Annotated in this window: 15 protein-coding genes; 6 read left to right on the top strand and 9 right to left on the bottom strand. The window is 69.2% G+C overall.

The window, feature by feature from the left end; translation table 11 throughout:
• Positions 1–4: 4 nt before the first annotated feature.
• From EFJ44_RS14045 to EFJ44_RS03650, 3 genes are all read right to left on the bottom strand, one after another.
• Entirely contained in the window at positions 5–136 is a 132-nt protein-coding gene (locus tag EFJ44_RS14045; RefSeq protein WP_277596043.1) for a hypothetical protein, read from the bottom strand.
• 12 nt (positions 137–148) lie between these two features.
• The gene (locus tag EFJ44_RS14050) at positions 149–274 is read right to left on the bottom strand and encodes a hypothetical protein (RefSeq protein ID WP_277596044.1); all 126 of its coding nucleotides are present in this window, start codon (positions 272–274) and stop codon (positions 149–151) included.
• Between the two features lie 98 nt (positions 275–372).
• Positions 373–978, bottom strand: coding sequence for a GntR family transcriptional regulator (locus tag EFJ44_RS03650; RefSeq protein ID WP_125255806.1), 606 nt, complete (start codon positions 976–978; stop codon positions 373–375).
• 216 nt (positions 979–1194) lie between these two features.
• Here EFJ44_RS03650 and EFJ44_RS13755 point away from each other — a divergent pair, with 216 nt between their 5' ends.
• Entirely contained in the window at positions 1195–1647 is a 453-nt protein-coding gene (locus tag EFJ44_RS13755) for a helix-turn-helix domain-containing protein (RefSeq protein WP_164511834.1), read from the top strand.
• A gap of 57 nt (positions 1648–1704) precedes the next feature.
• Here EFJ44_RS13755 and EFJ44_RS03660 read toward each other — a convergent pair whose 3' ends face one another.
• The 3 genes from EFJ44_RS03660 to EFJ44_RS03670 all read right to left on the bottom strand — a co-directional run bounded on the left by EFJ44_RS03660 (position 1705) and on the right by EFJ44_RS03670 (position 3810).
• A complete protein-coding gene (locus EFJ44_RS03660; protein WP_125255808.1) occupies positions 1705–2178 on the bottom strand; it encodes a hypothetical protein in 474 nt (157 codons plus the stop codon).
• Between the two features lie 376 nt (positions 2179–2554).
• Entirely contained in the window at positions 2555–3334 is a 780-nt protein-coding gene (locus tag EFJ44_RS03665; protein ID WP_125255809.1) for a hypothetical protein, read from the bottom strand.
• Positions 3331–3810 (bottom strand): RNA polymerase sigma factor, encoded by a 480-nt coding sequence (locus tag EFJ44_RS03670; RefSeq protein ID WP_241209679.1) that lies wholly within the window; start codon positions 3808–3810, stop codon positions 3331–3333. Before EFJ44_RS03670 ends, EFJ44_RS03665 begins: the two co-directional genes overlap by 4 nt.
• Positions 3811–3940: 130 nt before the next feature.
• On the opposite strand from EFJ44_RS03670, the gene EFJ44_RS03675 reads away from it, so the two are divergent.
• Together EFJ44_RS03675 and EFJ44_RS03680 are read left to right on the top strand one after the other, a co-directional pair.
• Positions 3941–5233 (top strand): S8 family serine peptidase, encoded by a 1293-nt coding sequence (locus tag EFJ44_RS03675; RefSeq protein WP_241209665.1) that lies wholly within the window; start codon positions 3941–3943, stop codon positions 5231–5233.
• A gap of 101 nt (positions 5234–5334) precedes the next feature.
• Entirely contained in the window at positions 5335–6021 is a 687-nt protein-coding gene (locus EFJ44_RS03680) for a hypothetical protein (protein ID WP_125255811.1), read from the top strand.
• A gap of 171 nt (positions 6022–6192) precedes the next feature.
• Here EFJ44_RS03680 and EFJ44_RS03685 read toward each other — a convergent pair whose 3' ends face one another.
• Together EFJ44_RS03685 and EFJ44_RS03690 are read right to left on the bottom strand one after the other, a co-directional pair.
• Positions 6193–6825, bottom strand: coding sequence for a DUF6082 family protein (locus tag EFJ44_RS03685; protein ID WP_125255812.1), 633 nt, complete (start codon positions 6823–6825; stop codon positions 6193–6195).
• A gap of 96 nt (positions 6826–6921) precedes the next feature.
• Positions 6922–8055 (bottom strand): cysteine desulfurase family protein, encoded by a 1134-nt coding sequence (locus EFJ44_RS03690; protein ID WP_125255813.1) that lies wholly within the window; start codon positions 8053–8055, stop codon positions 6922–6924.
• Positions 8056–8138: 83 nt separating this feature from the next.
• Here EFJ44_RS03690 and EFJ44_RS03695 point away from each other — a divergent pair, with 83 nt between their 5' ends.
• The 3 genes from EFJ44_RS03695 to EFJ44_RS03705 are packed head-to-tail and all read left to right on the top strand — an operon-like array spanning position 8139 to position 13308.
• Positions 8139–9128 (top strand): DUF4007 family protein, encoded by a 990-nt coding sequence (locus tag EFJ44_RS03695; RefSeq protein WP_125255814.1) that lies wholly within the window; start codon positions 8139–8141, stop codon positions 9126–9128.
• The gene (locus EFJ44_RS03700) at positions 9125–12484 is read left to right on the top strand and encodes an ATP-binding protein (RefSeq protein WP_125255815.1); all 3360 of its coding nucleotides are present in this window, start codon (positions 9125–9127) and stop codon (positions 12482–12484) included. Before EFJ44_RS03695 ends, EFJ44_RS03700 begins: the two co-directional genes overlap by 4 nt.
• Positions 12481–13308 (top strand): phosphoadenosine phosphosulfate reductase family protein, encoded by an 828-nt coding sequence (locus EFJ44_RS03705; protein WP_125255816.1) that lies wholly within the window; start codon positions 12481–12483, stop codon positions 13306–13308. Before EFJ44_RS03700 ends, EFJ44_RS03705 begins: the two co-directional genes overlap by 4 nt.
• Before the next feature lie 11 nt (positions 13309–13319).
• On the opposite strand, the gene EFJ44_RS03710 is transcribed toward EFJ44_RS03705, so the two are convergent.
• Positions 13320–15380 carry a DEAD/DEAH box helicase family protein gene (locus tag EFJ44_RS03710; protein WP_164511835.1) on the bottom strand — a complete coding sequence of 687 codons (2061 nt, stop codon included), beginning with the start codon at positions 15378–15380 and terminating at the stop codon, positions 13320–13322.
• Between the last annotated feature and the right edge of the window lie 57 nt (positions 15381–15437).

Below are 15437 nucleotides of genomic sequence, written 5' to 3' on the forward strand. Positions count from 1 at the left end.
CGGATCAGCGGGACCAGCCCGCGACTTCCCAGAGACTGGTCGGGATCAGCTCGGGCACGCCCTTCTCCAGGTCGGCGCGGGTCCGGCGACGCGCGGCGCCCAGGGGAATGAGGGCGGGGGGTCGTGAGGTCTTCATCTCAGGTCTCCTTCAGTCGGTTTCGAGGGTGCGGAAACGGAAGACCGGAATCTCTTCCAGCATTCCGGTCTCCTGGTCGGCACGGGTCCGTCGGCGAGCGTCGCCGAGACGGATCAGGCGCGCGGGGGACGGCGTCATGATCGGCTCCTTGGGATGGGCCCGCGGGATGCGGGCCCGATCAGGGAGCGGCCGGCGCGGCCTATATTCAAACAATACCTGGGCTATATCTGCGCAGGTCACGCGCCTCTCTGCATGTGAAGCGCGATGCGGTCCGCCAGACCGCAGCGCTGGCGGTGGTGAGCGTCGAAGAGCTCCAGAAAGAGCGGCTCCTCGCCCGCGCGCGCGGCGGCCAGCAGGGCGTGAGCGTCCGGGGCCCAGTCGGGGCGAAGCGCCTCGGCGCCCCGGCGGATCGGCACGAGCCGCTCGGCGACGTGGGCGTGGGCTTCGGCGAGCGCCGCATTGCCCGAGCCGTCGACGATCGCCGAGAACAGGGCCTCGAAGCTCGCGCGGTCGACGGTTCCGGCGGCCTTCTGCAGGCGGGCGGTGCGTGGGCCGTGGAGCTGAAGGGCGGCGTGGACGTAGGCCCATTCCAGCTCCCAGAGATCGATGACGTCCGGCGCGGTCAGGGCCGGGAAGAAGTAGCCGCGCCCCCGGCGACGTTCGATCAGACCCTCGCCGGCCAGACAGGCCAGGGCCTCCCGGACCGGCGTATGGCTGTAGCCGATCTCTTCGGAGAGGTCCTTGACCACCAGGGGTTCGCCCCAGCCGAAGCGGCCGGAGGCGGCCAGATCACGGATCGCCTTCAGAGCGTCGCCATAGGGGTCTCGGGAGAGGGGCTCCATCCGTCGCACCGTTTCCGCGACGCGCCGAACACGGACAGGGGCGCGCCTTCCAGGATCAGGGTGGGCGGCTTCAAGACCACAGGGCAAGGGCGTCCGTCATCCTCGGCGCGTATCTCGAGCCTAACCCGCAAAGAAGTTGCGGGCGCCCCGCAAGAAGTCTGCGGGCCTGAGGCGGGCCTCTGGACAGGGTCGGCGACGCGCGTTCAGGTTGAGAGCATGACGCCGATCCGTTTCGCCGACGAGAGTCATCGCCAGGGCCTGTCGGCGGCGCTGAAGGCGGTGCGCCGGCGGCGCGGCAGGACCGCCGCGGAGGTGGCGGAGGTCATGGGCATGCCGCTACGCTCCTACGAGCATTTCGAGGCGGGTCAGGGGCGTTTCGACTTCGACAAGGTCCGGCGCTTCGCCGAGGTGCTCGAGGCCGATCCCTTCGCCATCCTGACCGCCGTGCAGATCGCGGCGCCGGCCTTCGCCGCCCGCTGCGCCGACAACAAGATGATGCTCGCCCTGCTGATCCGCCTGGAGGAGTTCCAGCGCGAGCTCGGCGAGACGGTGGCGGACCTCGACCCGGCCCTGGTGCTGGCGGAGTTGGGCGAGGCCTTCGGCCGGATGGACCGGGAACTGCGCCGCCGCGCACGGCTCGAGGAACGTCCGGCCGACTACTTTCCATGAGCATCGGTCGGTTCGGGCGGCGCCTGGCGGGCGCGTCGACCCCTCGCGGGCGACCGCTCAAAGGAGATCATGACCGCCGGGCCTGGCCCGCGTCGCCCGGCTGCGGGCCGCGGCGATCAGGCTTCGGTCGCCTTCCTCCCTCTCGATCTCCAGGGTGATCGAACCGATGCGCCAGACTTCGCTGCGGGTCAGTCCCAGGCGATAAAGGCCGACGAGACGCCAGCGCCGATCGTCCAGAAAATGGGAGATCTCGACCGGGCAGACGACCATTCCGGCGGCCCCGCCGACGGCGGGACGCGGATCGCCGAGTTCGTGGCGAAGGGCGTCCAGGCCCGGCACGGTTTCACGCCAGCCCCGCACCACCTCGTCCGCGCTCAGCCGTTGAGGCGTTCCCCCCAGAAGACCCACGTAGTCGAGATCCACGACCGGCGCGAGACGGCGTCGCGCCCCTTCGAAGTCGGCCACGTCAAGGGCGGCGAACAGCCCTCTGACCGCGGCGACGAGTCGGGCTTCGTCGGCTTCCCTCGTCATGACGGCGCCGCCCAGGACGGACCTTCACCGTCGTGCGGGCGACTGCGGGCCCCGACGGGGGCGGCCGGCACGCCATGGGGCGGGGCGATCGGAAGCGCGGCGCTCATTGTCCGCGCCACCTAGGATCGCCCGGGGGGCGATGCAATGCGGCGGAGCGTCATCGGCCCTGCCGAGCAACCCGTCGGCGCGGTTCCGGCACGGGACTGGCACGCTCCCCCGACCGGCGGCGCACTCCAAGCGCGATGGCCGTGCCACGAGCTTCCCACGCCGGCGCCTTCAATCGTCGTCTGTTAACGTCGTCACCGTGCGGGGCTGCCGGCACGGCCGGAGCGTCGGGATCACCCGTCTCAGGCCGAACCGGCCGCCGGGCGCGCCGTCATGACCCGACGGACGCCTCCGTGCCCGCCGCGTCGCCCCTCGGGTCAGGGCTCCAGCCGCGGTCTCGCGCCCGGGCCTCGGCGACGGCATCGGCGGTCGTCCCGGCGATGGACTCATCGACGGCGGCCAGCACCGCGGCCGGGGTCTCGGAGGACGCCATGCGCACCTCTCCGTCCGCTGGAGCCAGAGCCGCCAGCGCCGTGACCGTCCAGGCTTCGCCGGCCCGGCAGGCGAGGCCGCCCCAGCCGTCGCGCTCGGACTGGAAGGTCCGGCACCAGCGGCCGTCCACGTCCTGGAAAGTCAGGCCGACGGACAGCCCCTGCGCGTCCGCGCCGTCCGACGCCAGGCGCCGGTCCAGCACGCGCTGGAGGCCTGCGTCCGCGACGGTGCGATCCGGGCGCAGCGTCAGGCCCGCGTCGCGGTCCGCGATCGGGCCCAGCAGCAGACCGCCCACGAAAGCCGCCGTCGCGAAGGCCGCCCAGGGCACGGCGTGACGCGGCGCCAGCAACTCTCGGAACCGGGCGCCCAGGCCGGCGAGCGCCTGAGCTCTGGGGACAGAGGCGCCTGCGGCGGCGATGCGGCGGGCCAGGTCGGCGTCGCGCGGGTCGACGGCGATGGGGAAGGCCGCGGCCAGCGCCCGGCGGGACCGGGTCATGGCCTCCATGCGCGTGGCGAGCGCCGGGTCCGTGCGGGCGGCGGCCTCCAGGCGCGCGGCCGCGTCGGGGGACAGTTCGCCGTCGCTCCAGCGCATCAGGGTTTCGTCGTCGGGCCGGCTCATCCCGTCACTCCCTGTGCGGCGAGGGTCTCGATCAGGCTCTGCCGGCCCCGCACGAGCCGGCTGGTCAGGGTGCCGGCCGGCACGCCCAGGACCTGGGCGGCCTCGGCGTAGGACAGGCCTTCGATCAGCACCAGAGCGACGGCGTGCCTCTGGTCGTCGGGCAGGGCGTGGAGCGCGTCGCGGGCGGCGAAGCCGTCGGCCCGCAGCGCCTCCCCCGCCTGGGCGGGATCGGCCGCGCGGGCGGCGCCCTCCTCGTCGGAGGTCAGCAGGCGGCCCCAGCGCTGGGCCTTGCGGCCCTCGTCGATGGCGACCCGTCTCATGAGGGTGAAGGTCCAGCTGTCGAGTCGCGTCCCCGGTCGGAAGCCGGATCGGGACGCGAGCGCCCGTTCGACGGTCTGCTGGACAAGGTCCTGCGCGTCCGCATCCGCGGGCCGCAGGACTTTGGCAAATCGGCGCAGGCGCGGAAGAAGCTCCACAAGCCCCGTCTGAAATTCGTCCAAGAGCGTTCCTCGTCCATGAGGATGAAACGACCGGCGCGGGACGTTTCATCCCTGGCATATCGAGAATGGACGGCGTTTCATTGCAAGTCGACCGAGGAGCGGAGACGTGAAGGGATCAACGGCCTGGACGGGGGCTTTTGCGACGGTGATGGTGGCGCTCGCCTGCGCCACGCCGACGGCGGCGCAGATCGGGCCGCTGACGGCGCCCCGGCTGCCGGGCCTGCCGTCAGGCGTCACCGATCGGCTGCCGGAGGTCGGGCGGGTGGACGGTCTGGCAGACCGCCTGGTCGATGACGCTCTGAGGGCCCCTTCGCGGCTGACCGGGCTGGCACGGCGATCGCGCGGAGCGCTGGAGGTCGATCCTCTGGGCTGGCCGGTCGTGGCCTCAGAGATCGTGGCCATCGATCTGTCCGACGACGCGCGACGTGCGGCGGTCGAGGCCGGATACCGAGTGCTGCGCGAGGAACGGCTGGAGGCGCTGGATCTGACGACGACGGTCCTGGCCCCGCCGCCGCGCCTGTCGCTGGCGCGGGCCGTGACGCGGCTGCAGGCGCTCGCCCCCGGGGCGGAGATAGCCTTCAACCACGTCCACACGCCCGCCGGCGAGACCGCTTCGGCGGACGCGGCCCGCGCGAGGCCGGGACCGCCGCCGGGGGACGCGCGGCTCGGGCTCATCGACACCGGCGTCGACGCCGCTCATCCGGCCCTCGCCGGGTCGCGGGTCAGCCAGAGGGGCTTTGCCGGAGCGCCGCGCGTCGGGGCGCACGGGTCGGCCGTCGCCTCGTTGATGGTCGGGCGCAGCGGCGCCTTTTCGGGCGGCGCCCCGGGCGAGGCGCTGCTGGTGGCCGACATCTATGGCGGCGAACCGGCGGGCGGCTCCTCCACCGCCCTGGCCCAGGCGCTGGCATGGATGGTCGAGCAGGACGTGGCGGTGGTGAACGTCAGTCTCGTCGGGCCTCGAAACGGCCTGGTCCAGCGCGCTGTGGCCCGCGCCCAGGCGCGCGGCGTGATCGTCGTGGCGGCGGTGGGCAATGAGGGCCCGGCCGCCCCGCCGCTCTATCCGGCCGCATACGAGGGCGTCGTCGGCGTCACGGGCGTCGGGGCCCGCAACCAGGCGCTGCCAGAGGCCGCCCGTGGACCCCACGTCGATTTCGCGGCTCCGGGCGCCGACATGGCGGCGGCAGGAGCAGGGGGCGGCTGGACCTCGGTTCGGGGGACCTCCTTCGCCGCCCCGATCGTGGCCGGGCTGCTCGCGACGCGCGGCGAGGCTGTCCTCTCTGAACAGGCCGCCGATCTGGGCGCGCGCGGCCGCGACCCCGTCTACGGGTCCGGCCTGGTCGGGACGACGTCTCGCACCCCGCCGTCGAGCGTCGGCGCGCGCGGTCGCCTGCGACGCTGACGGGGGGCTCGCAACAATTCCCGACGGCGGGATGAAACGCCGAGGCTCGGTCGTTGGACTCCGTGAGGGCGAAGCGCCCCGGATCTTTGCAGGAGACGACGATGAAGAAGACCCTGATCATGGCGACCGTGGCTATCGGAATGGCCCTGGCCAGCGCCTCCCACGCCCAGGTGCTCGGGGGCTCGGGCGGCCTGGGCGGAGGCCTCGGCGGGGGACTGGGAGGCCAGTCCGGCGGTCTGGGAGGATCTCTGGGCGGGAACGGCTCCCTGAGCGGCGACCTGACGGGCGGGCTGGATGGGTCGCGCCTGCGCGACCGCGCGACCGGAGCGGCCACCGGCACTCTGTCGCGTGCGGAACGCCGGGCGGAGCGCGCCAGGGCGCGAGCCGAAGCGGAAGCCGAACGGGCGCGCGCTCGGGCGAGCCGGGCGGCGGGCGCGACGCGTGATAGCGCCGAAAGCCTGGCGGGAGCGGGCCAGGGAGAGGCGTCCGGGATGATCGGCGGAGCCGGTTCCGCGAGCGGCGCTCCGGGTCAGGCCCAAGGGTCGGGCATGTTCGACGGCGCCCTCTCCGGGCGGGATATCGATGGTCGGGGCGCGTTTGCAGGCTCCGGCGAGGCTTCGCGGTCGTCACGGGCGGAGGAGACGTCGGACGCCTCCGAACCGACCCCGCGGCGACGTGGCCGGGCGCGCTCGGACGCCAGTGCGGGCGGGACGGTCTCGTCCGATCGGGGCGGGGCCTCCGCTTCCGCAAGCGTCTCCGCGGGCGCCGACGCGCGCCGCGGAGACTGATCGCCTTCGACGTACGAACGGCGGGCCCCGTCACCCTGGTGGCGGGGCCTCTTCGGCTGAGGGTCACGTCCCCTTTGGGTCAGCCTCCGGTCGGCGTCTGCGACGTCGAGCGCTCGGTCAGGGTCCCCGCGCGGCTCTCACGGTCGCGCGCCGTCGATCAAGCCCGATCCCTCAGAGGAACTCAGCGGTCGGCTGCGCCCCCGGCTCGCCCACGCCTCTGAGCGCGAGATACCGACCGTCCACCAGCTCGTGGAACTTGAGATGTCCTCCGCCAGCGCGTTCGGCGTGTTTGCGACGCGAGTCCCTATTCTTCTCCCAGAACAGCATCATCGGGCCGTGGAGGCGTTCCTCGATGAGCAGGCTGAGCTGGTGATCGTCGAGGAGCTCATTGTCCATCATCATCTCCCAGTGGGAGAGGATGAGGTTCACATAGAGCGACTCCTTGTCGGACAGGGTGCGTCTGGCGCCCGACCAGACGTTGTGCAGATCCTGGTCATGGATCGAGAGCTTGAGCAGCTCCATGTGCAGAAGCCTGAGCTGCAGCGCAGTATTGCGCTTGGCGTCCTGATTCTGGACGTGCAGGGCGCGGCGCTGCAGATCGATGGTGTAGAGCAGGCCAAAGGCGGCGAAGCCTGAGAACAGGGCCGAGAAGAGCCCCAGAGCCTCGGAAATGTCGCGCGCTCGCGCCGGACTGTTCACGAACTGCCAGTTCACCGCCCCCGCCAGCACGAGCAGGTGGGCGAAGAAGAGCAGGACCAGGACCCCGAATATCCCCGCGAAGACGTACCAGGGTCGGTTGGACATCCCTCACCTCCGACATAGCCAGGCTCGGCGGCAGAATGTGGGATGGCCGTTGGATTGTGAAGCGTCCGAACGCCGTAAGGGCTGGGCTCGTTGACCTTAAGCCCTGGCCGCCGCGGCGATCAAACCGGCGGCGGTTCGGACCTCGGCGACGGTCGTGAAGCGCCCCAGGGAGAGCCTTAGCCCTTCATGCGCCGCGTCGGCCGACCATCCGAGGCTCATGAGCACGTGGGAGCCATGCATGACGCCCGAGGTGCAGGCCGATCCGGCGGCGACTTGGACGGTCGGCTGCAGCCGAGTGACCCAGTCCTTGGCGTCTCGACCCGGCAGGCGCAAATGCAGGCATCCCGGATGACGCGGCGCAGCCTCGCAGGTGATCACAAGGTCCGGCAGACGCTGGATCAGCTCGTGCGCCAACCGTTCCCTCAACGATTCGACCGTCGAGCGCTCTTCCTTGCTCAGCAAGGTCATTGCGAGCCCGAACCCGGCGCACAGCGGGGTCGGAAGCGTGCCGGGTCTCAACCCGCCCTCCTGCCCGCCGCCGAACATCAGCGGACGTGGACGCCATGGGGCGGTCGAAGACAGATAGAGCGCGCCCACGCCCTTGGGCCCGTAGAGTTTGTGGCTTGAGAAGCTCGCAGCGTCCACGCCCCAGTCGAGCATGTCCAAGTCCATGGCGAGCGGCGCTTGGGTCGCATCGGTATGCACGAACGCCCCGAACGGCTCCGCGCGGGCCACGACCTCAGCAATCGGCTGAATCGTCCCGATCTCATTATTGACCGCCATCACAGACACGACGGCGACGTCCTCGCCCATCAGATCTTCGAGGCGGTCGAGATCGACGAGACCGGTCGGCAGGATCGGAATCATGTCCACGGTGAAGCCGAGCGGTTCGCACGCCCGTGCGCATTCCAGGACCGCCTTGTGCTCGAAGGCCGAGATGAGGATGCGGCGACGATAAGGCGGCGCGCCGAGCGCGGCCCCGAGGACGCCAAGATTGTCGGCCTCGGTCGCTCCGGAGGTAAAGACGATCTCGCCGTCCGCCGCTCCAATGGCGGTGGCGATGCGTGATCGTGCCTGCTCGACGACGCTTGCCGCCGACCAGCCGCCCGCGTGATCCTCAGCGTGGGGATTCGCGAACGATGCGACCGAAACTGACGTAACGAGCTCCGACACCCGGGGGTCGATCGGGGTGGACGCCTGATAATCGAGATAGATGGGTGAGGGCGTCATTGTGCTCCTGGTGACGTCCACCAGTCCCGATTGACATAGCCCGAGAGAGGCGGTGTTATCAACTGGACAGGAGTTCCAGGCTCATGGCGCTAAGCCTTCTCGACATCGACGGCGCCCGGCTTCAGCTCGCCGGACACGAGACCTTCCCGCTCCGATATGGATGGCTAAAGAAGGCTTACGACGCCGTGGCCGAAGTTCAGGCGGGCGCGGACGGCGATCCTGTCAATGTCTTCGCAGACGAGGCGGCCATCGCGAGGTTCGGCGTCGGTCGAAACATGGTGCTCTCGATGAGGCACTGGTCTTTGGCAAGCGGCATACTGCGTCTGGATGAAAGTCATGCTGGGCGCATCCCACGAATACTGACGGGCCAACTTGGTGATTTTCTATTCGGCGACTCGCGCGACGCCCATTTGGAGCATCCCGCTTCACTCTGGTTGATCCATTGGAGTCTGGCCTCCACGCCGAGCCGAGCCGGCGCCTGGTACTGGGCATTCAATGAGTTCAACGAACCGTCGTTCGATCGCGAGCTCATGACGCAGCGGCTGGCGCGCCGGTGTCGCGAGCTGCAGGAGGCGGGGCGTCTGGACCGTGCCGCGAGCCCCGTCGTGCTTAAGCGGGACGTCGAATGTCTCGTGCGCACCTATCACGCCGCGGCGGCCACGGGGCGGCGCGCGCCTGAAGACAGCATCGAGTCGCCGCTCGCAGAGCTGGGATTGATTCAGCGGGCGGCTTTCGGCGACGCCTTTCGGTTCCGACGTGGCCCCAAACCCTCCTTGCCCGACGAGGTTTTCGCTTTTGCTCTGATCGACTTCTGGCGGCGGCTTCATCCGGGCCGAAAGTCCTTCTCGGTGGACTTTCTGACCTATGAGCGAGGCTCGCCGGGGCAGGTTCTCCTCCTCGACGAGGACTCGGTCGCCGAGCGTCTGTCCCGTTTGGAGGCGCTCACTGACGCAGGCCTGACCTGGGACGAATCTTCGGGCATGCGGCAGGTGTATGCGGCCCGTCTGGATGAGATCGACCCCTGGGCCATCCTGGCGCGCCTCTACGACCGCGACATGAGGCTGGCGGCATGACCGGCCGGCTCTCGGAGCGCATCCGGGTCGCCCGGCGGTTCACGCGTGCCGTTCGCGTCGACGACGGTCACGCCGATGGGGCCGCCCTTGAGGGCTACGTCTGCTCGCAGTCGGCGGTGGAGGCTCTCCTGTCCATGGCGCGCCACTCCGGCGAGACTGGGCACGGCGCCTTCACCTGGACGGGACCCTACGGCAGCGGAAAGTCGAGTCTGGCCGTCGCCCTGGCGACGCTCGCCGCCGGAACTCCGGCGGCCGCGGAGCCCCTCTTGGCGACCCTGGCACCTTCAAGTCGAGACGAGCTTCGCGGATTTTTCCGGCCGAGCGCGACGCCCTGGCGCGTCGCGCCCGTGGTGGGAACGCGCAGCGATCCCGGCGCGGAGATCGAACGGGCGCTCGGGGACGCGATCGGTCGCGACAAGGCGCTCGCGAGACGTGACGGCGAAGCTTTGGCCCGGTGGGCCATCCGCGTGTCGGCCGATCCGAAGACACATGGCCTCATCGTCCTCGTCGACGAGATGGGGAAGTTCCTCGAGCACGCCGCGCGCAGCGGCGGCGATCTGCATGTTTTTCAGGAGCTGGCGGAGGCGGCGTCTCGGGCGGACGGACGATTGATCGTCGTCGGCATTCTTCACCAGGCCTTCGACGAGTATGCGCAGCGTCTGGGACGGGACGCGCGCGACGAGTGGCGCAAGATCCAGGGCCGCTATCTCGACGTGGCCGTGAATCTCGCGGCCGAGGAGCAGCTGGACCTCATCGGACGCGCCATCGAGGGCGACAAGCCGGCGGCTGGGAACGCCGTGAAGACCGTCGCGGCGGCGCTGCGGCCGGCCCGTGTGGGCAGCGGTGCTCATGTGGAGGCAAGGCTGGCGGCCTGCTGGCCGCTGCATCCCGTCGCCGCGGCGCTGCTGGGGCCCATCACCCGGCGTCGGTTCGGACAGAACCAGCGCAGCCTCTTCGGCTTCCTGTCCTCGGCGGAGCCCTTCGGTTTTCAGGCCTATCTGCAAACTGCGGACGGCCGAGACGCAGCGCCCTACTCCGCAGCTTCGCTGTGGGATTATCTTCGGGCCAATCTGGATTCGGCGATCCTGGCCTCACCGGACGGCCACCGATGGGCGACCGCGCTTGACGCGCTTCATAGGGCGGAGGTGCGCGACGCCACTCCCCTGCACCTCGACGTCCTCAAAACCGTCGCCCTGATCGACCTCTTCAAAGACCGCTCAGGCCTGATCGCCAGTCCGGAGGTTCTGCAGACCGTCGTCCCCGAAGACGTCGACGTCGGCGGACTGTTGCGGGACCTGCAGACGTGGTCCGTGGTCATCCATCGCGCCCATGCGGGGGCCTATGCCCTCTACGCCGGCAGCGACTTCGACATCGACGCCGCCGCGGAGGCGGTGCGGCGCGCGGGCGTCACCGTCGACTTTCGTCGTCTCGCGCAGCAAGCCGCCCTACAGCCGATCCTGGCCAAGCGTCACTATGAGACCACCGGAGCCCTGCGGTGGTTCGAGGTGGAGTTGACCCCGCTTCAGGACGTCGAAGCGCGAATTCGCGCCTATGCGCCGGCTCCCGGAGCGGCCGGCCTGTTCGTCCTCGCCCTCAGCACCCAGGCGGAGAGTCAGAGGCAGGCCGCCAAGATGCTCGACGCCGCGCTGGAGCATGCCGGCTCTCAGCTGGTGGTGTGCGGATGGAGCCGGGACAGCCTGACGCTGCGCGAGATCGCCCTGGATCTCGCCGCGCTGGAGCATGTGCGCGCTCACAGTCCTGAGTTGGAAGGCGACGCCGTCGCGCGACGGGAGATCGACGCCCGTCTCGCCCGTCTGTCGGCCGACCTCGAGGATCGGTTGGGAGAGGCGATCAACAGCGTCGATTGGCGTCTTCCGGGCGAGGCCCGCAAGGTTCTGGACGTCCACGCCGCGGGGCCGGCAGGATTGAGCGTCCTGGCGTCTCGGCTGGCCGACTGGCGCTACCCCTTGGCGCCCCGGCTCCCCAATGAGCTCGTCAACAGGACCAAACCGTCGTCGAGCGCCCAGGCGGCGGTTCGAGCGCTTCTCTACGCCATGGCCGAGCGCGACGATCGCGAACGCCTGGGCTTCGAAGGATTTCCTGCGGAAGCCGGGCTTCATATCAGCCTGCTCGAGGCGAGCGGACTGCATCGGTTCGACCCTGGGGGCGGGCGTTGGCGGTTCGTCGCGCCCAAGGACGGCGACGCGGCTCGGCTTGCGCCTCTCTGGCAGGCGACGGACGCCCTGCTCGAGGCGGGTGACGCCCTCGTCGGTGCGGCGAGGATCTATGAGCTGTGGCGGTCGCCCCCTTTCGGGGTGAGAGACGGCCTGCTGCCGATCTTGCTGGTGGCTTATCTGCTGACGCGCGCCGGGCGAAGCGCCCTTTACCTCGACGGCGTGTTCCGGCCGTCTTTGGACACCTTCTTCATAGATCGTCTGCTCCAAGAGCCGGCGAGCGTCTCCCTGCGGTCGGTCGAGCTCTCGGAAGTCGACGTGGCCTACATCGCCGCCATGGCTGAAGCGCTGTCGTCGGAGGAGGAACGGGTGCCCCCCACCTCCCTGGAAGTGGCCCGCGCCTTGGTGCGCCAAGTGCGCGAGCTGCCGGTTTGGACCCTCAGGACGAGCCGGCTCAGTCCGTCGGCGATCCAGCTGCGGGATCGGGTGAAGGCTTCGAGCGATCCGAACCGTCTTCTGCTCGAGGACGTGCCCGAGGCATTGGGAGAGCCCATCGGGTCCCTTGCGGCGGTGACCATCGCGCGCAAGGTCTCCGCCTTGCTCGATGAGCTTCAGAAGGCCTATCCGGCCATGCTCCGCGATCTCGAGGCGGCCTTGAGGTCCGAACTGAGGGTGCGAGGGGACGGCGAGCTGCCGCTGGAGCGACTGCGTCGGCGATCGGCCAATGTGCTCGGCCTGGTCGGCAATTTCCGGTTGGACGCCTTGGCGACGCGGCTGATGAGCTACACCGGGCGGCTTGAGGAGGTGGAAGGTCTGGCCAGCCTGGCGGCCAACAAACCACCCCGGGATTGGGTCGACCGGGACGTCGACGCCGCTCGGGTCGAATTGGCGGCTCTGGCGCAGCAGTTTCTGAAGGCCGAGGCGCTCGGCCATCTGAAGGGCCGTGCGGACGGCCGGATGGGCGTCGCCGTCTACATCAGCGACCCCAGCTATCCGGAGCCGCAGGTTCAAGAGATCGACGTCAGCATCGCGGATCGCGAGCTCGCCGATGAGCTGGCGGGTCGTCTGCTGGCGGTCATGACCAAGGAGGGCGTGAGCCGGGACGTGGCGATCGCGGCCGTGGCCAGGCTCGGGCTGGGCCTGCAGGTCCTTGACGATCAGGGAGCCGCGCAGGTCGCATGATGGAGCGGCACGTCCTTGGGATATCGGGCGGGCGGGACAGCGCGGCCCTGGCCGTCTACATGCGCCAGCAGCGGCCGGAGCTCGACATCGAGTATTTCTTCACCGACACCGGCAAGGAACTGCCGGAGGTCTACGAGTTTCTCGGTCGCCTGGAGGGCTTTCTCGGCAAGCCGATCGAACGTCTCAACCCGGATCGGGACTTCGATTTCTGGCTCAAGGAGTACAAGGACTTCCTGCCCTCGCCCCAGACCCGGTGGTGCACCCGGCAGCTGAAGATCAAGCCGTTCGAGGCGTGGGTGAAGCCGTCGGTGCAGCGGGGCGACATCGTCCACAGCTATGTGGCCATCCGGTCCGACGAAGATTACCGCGAAGGCTATGTGTCGGGACAGTCCAACCTCAGGGTCCATCTGCCGTTCCGCGAAGCCGGGATCGACAAGGCGGGCGTCACCGAGCTTCTGGAAGCTGCTGGCGTCGGGCTGCCGAGCTATTATCGTTGGCGGTCGCGGAGCGGATGCACCTTCTGCTTCTACCAGCAGAAAATCGAATGGGCGCGGCTGCTCGAAGAGCATCCCGACGCCTTCGAGGACGCCAAGCGCTATGAGAAGACGGCGCTGGAGCACGGCTCGCCCTTCACCTGGAGTCATGGCGAGAGCCTCGAGCAGCTGTCGCGTCCCGAGCGCCTGGCGCAGATCCGCCTCGACCATGAGCGTCGCGTCGAACGGCTGAAGAAGAAGCGGCTGATCAACGCCCTTCACGACGACGCAATTGAGATGGACGAGGTCTACGGCTCAGCCGGGAAGATGTGCGTCACCTGCCACAAATGAGCGACCACCCTCTAGAGGATGTGCTCTAGGTCGTAGGCCGTCAGAATCGGGCGAAGAGCCGCGTAGGCTTGGTTACGGTTCTCCGCGAGGCCTGAGAACTCCGCCACCCGCTTCAGCTCCGCGGTGATGAGCTTCCTGGCCGCGCCGCTCTCGTCATGAGCGTCTTCAGGCAAAACCACGACATAGTCGTGGATGTGGGCGAGCGTCTTGCCCGGAGATCGGCGCAGGATGCGGCCCCGGCGTTGGATGAACTGGCGGGGATCGCGAGAACTGGCGAGGATGTAGGCCGTGTCGCAGGCCGGGACGTCGATCCCCTCGTCCAGGCATTTGATGGCGACGAGCCCGTCGATCGCCGCGGTCTTGAAGGCCTCGAGGATGAGATCGCGGTCGCGTCGAGACTCACGCGCGGTGAACCGCGACACCTTCCACCCCAGCCCGTCGAGGAGTCGGCTGACCGCTTCGATCTGGCGCATGGGCTGGCCTTCGTCCGCTACATCGCCCTCTTCGATGCCGTCGAGGTCGACCTGACCGTCGCCGCAGTAGAAGAGCGCATGCGGCGTGGGTTGCTTTCCGGCGAGCGTGTGCTCAAGCGCGCCCATCTTGTTGGCCGCAGAGCCTATGATGCGGGCCCGCTTCATCAGCAGAGCCGTCAGTGCGGCGCTCGGCGGACCGGAGCTCTTGTCCTCGCGGACGAAGGCGCGGGCGATGTCGTCCGAAAGGCTGATGAACTCGTCGGCCTCATCGGCCGTCAGGGGCACGACGACGGGATAGTAGTTGTAAGGGGTGAGCACCTTGTCGGTGATGGCCTGGGCCAGTGTGTAGCTGAACACGACGTCGCCGTAATAGGCCTTGAGCCGGTCGTTTCGCTCATCGTCCAGATAGTGCATCGGCGTCGCCGAAAGGCCGATCCGGTAGTCCGCGTTGGCCGGCAGGGACGAAGCGAGGGCTGCGGACCCGTGGTGGTGACATTCGTCGCCGATCCACAGCAGGCGGGTCTTCGGGACGCGCGCGAGGAGGGATTGAAACTCCGGGGATCGGAGCGTGCGGTTGACGACGACGATCGCCTGGAAGGCATCGGACCCGCCCTGCATGTCCAGCACGCGTCTTTGCAGCTCGTCGTGCCAAAGGTCTTTGGACACGTAGCACTGCAGCGGACGGATGTTGAACGCTTCCAGGATCTCGCACCATTGATCAGCGAGGCTCTGGTAGGGCGCTGCGATGACGACCGTCAGGCCCGGCACGCCCTTGGCCATCTGCACCACTGCATAGATCGCGGTGATGGTCTTTCCGGCGCCGGTGGCCAGGTCGAAGATCCCGCGATAGCCGTTGGCCTGCCAAGCGCGCAGAGCCTGACGCTGATGCTCGCGCATCTGGAAGGGCATGCCGTTGATAGTGGCCGGGGGACGCGGTCGGCGCGCGTCCGCATCGACCGAAGCGGCTTCCTGTTCGTCCCGCGCTTTGAGACGAGCTGCGATGAGCGCTTCGCGCTCGCTGTCGGGTGGGGCGTCCAGGGCGGCCGCGACCTCAAGCAGATTGTCTTTGAGAGCCGCGGGCAGATCGATCACGACCGTGCCGCGACTGCGATTGTCCCAAAGCCGTTCGAAGCTCTCCCGATGCGGCTCATGCCAAGCCGCCAACTCCGGCCGCCAGGTCGGGAAGACGTTGATGGATTCGTAGTTCTGCGTCGGCAGAAGCGCCGCGGCGCTCTCATTGGCCGAGCCGGAGAAGACGACGGCGTCGCCCGCTTCGTCCGAGATGATCCCGACCTTGTCATGGTAGATCCCGTTCGGGCGCAGAGCCACGCGGATCTCCAGGCGGCCTTGGGCGATGAGCCAGGCCAGGGCCTTGAAGCGGTGCTGAAACAGCTCGTCGTCGACGCCGGTCACCGCATCGACCATTTCGGCCCCGATCCGATCCGACACCTCCTTCAGCCGCAGGCCCTCCCGCACGGCGTCGACGTCGCCTTGAGCCGTGAAGGCGCCGACAACCAGGCGTATCCGGCCGTCGCCCTTGATGAAGACGGTGAGGGCCTGGGCGGCTTCGCTCAGCGAGGAGGCCGAGAAATAGCCCACCGCGCGGTCGTAGCGCTTCGCCGTGGCGAGGGCGGGGAAGTAGAACTGCCGCAGGAT

This window comes from Brevundimonas fluminis, assembly GCF_003934285.1.
GTDB lineage: Bacteria > Pseudomonadota > Alphaproteobacteria > Caulobacterales > Caulobacteraceae > Brevundimonas > Brevundimonas fluminis.